Below are 1,057 nucleotides of genomic sequence, written 5' to 3' on the forward strand. Positions count from 1 at the left end.
AAAAAGGCTTAGAAGTTGAAGTTAATCATCCACCAAAAATGGTATCTTCAACAGGTGAAGGATACCTTCACCAGTCTTCAAGCACCACGCCTTAATTGGGCTTTGCGTAATGCTGTAAATACCTCTGCAAAACAAGTCGAACGCTTTGCAGAAAAACAAATTGCCGATGTTACATCTGCCCAATCAAAGCGTGTCAAAAAAGGCGTTTATATTAAAGGAAAGGCTACTGCAAAGCTTCTCGAGACAGATATCATTGGTTCTGGAACACCGATACCTCTTAAATTTTTTCAAGCAAGAGAAACAAAACGCGGCGTAACTTACACAATGTTTGGAAAAAAAGAAATCTTACCCCATGGATTTATTTGCGGTGGAAAATTTCCTAAGCGTGTTACGCTAAAAATGGGAAACAATGTTTTTCAAAGAGCAGATGGAGATCAATTCCCTATTGCAAAACAAGAAGGACCCTCAATTGCTGGAGTTATGTCCAAGCCAAAAATTGCAAGTACTATTGTAAAAAAAGCCAATGAGAGATTAATTGCCAACATACAGTACCAACTTGCTCGTCAAGAATATGCCGCCAATAAGAAAACTAAATAATGCTCTTAAGCTATGTCAACACACTACTCACTTTAATTGTAATTTTTAAAGCAGATTATCACTTGCGCTTTGGTTTTCTCCAGAAAAAATACAATAAAATCAATGCAAAAGGTACTTCCCAGCGGGTTGGGTCTGTTGCGGGGCAGGCGAGCGCGAACTATCGCTAGCGACAGAATTTTCAAATTGACTGTACATTGTACACTTAACTCATTGATAAATAATGATTTTAGTGTGTACAGTATGATATGTAAAATGTCTCCTTATCGCATTGAAGCCCGTTTTTCAGTTCGTGATGTAAAGCTTTCTTTCTTGGTACGCCGAAAGCCCCATTCCTCAAGATGAGAAAAAAATCAAGGCAAGGAGCAACTATGAATAAGAAAACGCGTAAGGGTCTATCGGTTCGTGCGTTTGCAAAAAAGATGGGTGTTTCACATAATGCGGTGGTTTCTCGGATAAAGAC

At 38.8% G+C, this 1,057-nt stretch carries 1 protein-coding gene; it reads left to right on the forward strand.

The genetic code is table 11. The annotated features are described in order from the left end of the window. Positions 1–15: 15 nt before the first annotated feature. Entirely contained in the window at positions 16–597 is a 582-nt protein-coding gene (locus ACFINF_RS09325) for a hypothetical protein (protein WP_375620604.1), read from the forward strand. The last annotated feature ends 460 nt before the right edge of the window (positions 598–1,057 follow it).

The sequence above is a fragment of the Bartonella sp. TS25HLJMH genome, from assembly GCF_042193505.1.
Taxonomy (GTDB): Bacteria; Pseudomonadota; Alphaproteobacteria; order Rhizobiales; family Rhizobiaceae; genus Bartonella; species Bartonella grahamii.